We start from the raw sequence: 1,842 nt of genomic DNA, 5'->3' as shown, positions 1-1,842 counted from the left end.
GCCTTGGAACCACTCTCGCCATGCCCCGCGAAAATATGCCGCTGATAGCGCAGATGCAACAAGGTCCAATAATTTCGGTTGCCACGCAAAATGATGTTGCCCCCGTGGCCTCCGTCGCCTCCGTCGGGCCCTCCTTTAGGAACAAACTTTTCCCTCCGGAAGTGAGCGGAGCCGCGCCCCCCCTTACCGGAACGACAAAAAATCTTTACGTAATCAACGAAATTAGTTTCCGCCATTGCTATGTTATTAGTTGGTCAACAGCTTTCGACATCGACTCAAAAATTTCTTCAATAGAACCGTGTCCTTTTATCTTCACGAGCTTCCCTTGATCGCTGTAAAACTCTTTCAGTGGAGCTGTCTGCTCGTAATATACATTTAACCTCGACTCTATGACTTCTCTATTGTCGTCAGAGCGACCCGACACCTCACCACGTTTGAGCAGGCGTTGAATCAACTCTTCATCGGCGACTTCCAAACTAAGCACCAGTGACACTTTTTCATCATGCTTAGACAAGACTTTATCAAGAGACTTACCTTGAAACAACGTACGAGGAAAGCCATCAAAAATAAATCCCGGTAAGTCACAACAACTCTTCAACTGCTCTTCTAACATCTCTATAACAATCTCATCCGGGACTAATTGCCCTTTTGATATGTATGAATCGGCCAACGTTCCTAATTCTGTTTTCTTATTAATCTCGGTTCGAAACAGATCGCCCGTGGATATATGTTTCAGCCCATATTTTTCTATCAGTTTCTCGCTTTGAGTCCCTTTCCCTGAACCTGGGGCTCCAAAAATTATAATGTTCAGCATAAAATTTTAAATAAGTTGCAAAGATACACGTTTCTCGCCATTTTACTTGCTTTATGTCAAGTATATTGCCGTTTTCGACTGTTTTATTTTCTTAATTCCTCCTGAATCGTGTTAATCAAATCTGAACGGAAAGGACACGCTCTTGAACCAAACACTTCTAAAAATGTTTACTTATTGAAGCTAAAAACAATACAAGTTACGATGAAAAAAGATGAATTCAAAGAAAAAGCATACCAGGTTCTTAATGAACTTGCAGCCTATATTGAAAAATTAGAGCATAAAGCCCACGAGATAGCGGATGATGCTAAAGAGGAGTACCGGGAACAGTTAGATAATTTGAAAGGGATACGGGATAACTTGGCTTCTAAATTACAAGAGTACGAAAATGTAGCCGATGGCAAATGGGAAGTGATCCGAGAAAGCGCGAGTGATTTCTTTAGCACCGTATCCGAATCTTGGAAAGAGAACTACGAAAAGGTAACCGACGCGTTCAAGAAAGAGGAATCTCAAACTTCCTGACAATTAGTTCGCACTGCAGACTCACCTCGATCGCGTTGCAAGCTCACAGAGATCCGTGAAATAAAAAACCTTGCGACCAATCCCCATTACAGGCGGTTGCAAGGATTCTCTTAGAGGTACCTGGCGGATTCGAACCGCCGTCAACGGTTTTGCAGACCGACGCCTAACCACTCGGCCAAGGTACCTTATTACTAAATATGCAGAGCGGATGCAAATGTACTATATATTTTTAGAGTTTCAAAGAGATTCACCGTATTTCTTTCGTTTCTCGAAAATTCAAAATCACCATGACTCCTACCTAGCACTCACCTCGCTCAACCAGCTACTATAGTCGTAATTGGTTACCGATACCTCGTTCGTCCACTCGTTCTTTCGCAATCAGGAAAAAAGCAGTCGGAACGCGTCGCTCACCTTCCGCACCTCCGCGATTTCAATGCTCCCTTTCTTAGGATATCCTTTCAGGTTATTGGAAGGGATCAAGACGCGGGAGAATCCCAGTTTTTCAGCCT

3 protein-coding genes and 1 tRNA gene are annotated in these 1,842 nt (G+C 43.4%); 1 reads left to right on the top strand and 3 read right to left on the bottom strand.

Annotated features, from left to right (window positions below; genetic code table 11):
* Both GX117_05640 and GX117_05635 read right to left on the bottom strand, forming a co-directional pair.
* A partial coding sequence (locus tag GX117_05640; protein ID NLO32826.1) for a GTPase ObgE occupies positions 1-236 on the bottom strand: 236 nt, incomplete at its 3' end.
* Positions 237-238: 2 nt separating this feature from the next.
* Entirely contained in the window at positions 239-814 is a 576-nt protein-coding gene (locus GX117_05635) for an adenylate kinase (protein NLO32825.1), read from the bottom strand.
* A 201-nt stretch (positions 815-1,015) separates the two neighbouring features.
* Here GX117_05635 and GX117_05630 point away from each other — a divergent pair, with 201 nt between their 5' ends.
* A complete protein-coding gene (locus tag GX117_05630; GenBank protein ID NLO32824.1) occupies positions 1,016-1,333 on the top strand; it encodes a hypothetical protein in 318 nt (105 codons plus the stop codon).
* Between the two features lie 114 nt (positions 1,334-1,447).
* Here the strand turns inward: GX117_05630 and GX117_05625 are convergent.
* Positions 1,448-1,518 (bottom strand) — tRNA-Cys (locus GX117_05625).
* Positions 1,519-1,842: the final 324 nt, after the last annotated feature.

It is taken from the genome of Candidatus Hydrogenedentota bacterium, assembly GCA_012523015.1.
Lineage (GTDB): Bacteria > Hydrogenedentota > Hydrogenedentia > Hydrogenedentales > CAITNO01 > JAAYBJ01.
The sequence above is the reverse complement of the archived record's forward strand: the minus strand, read 5'-3'. Positions and strand labels throughout refer to the sequence as shown.

What these genes read in the sequence shown, in the direction of transcription:
- GX117_05635 (NLO32825.1), bottom strand. Translation starts at nt 814, where the DNA reads ATGCTGAACATTATAATTTTTGGAGCCCCAGGTTCAGGGAAAGGGACT.
- GX117_05630 (NLO32824.1), top strand. Translation starts at nt 1,016, where the DNA reads ATGAAAAAAGATGAATTCAAAGAAAAAGCATACCAGGTTCTTAATGAA.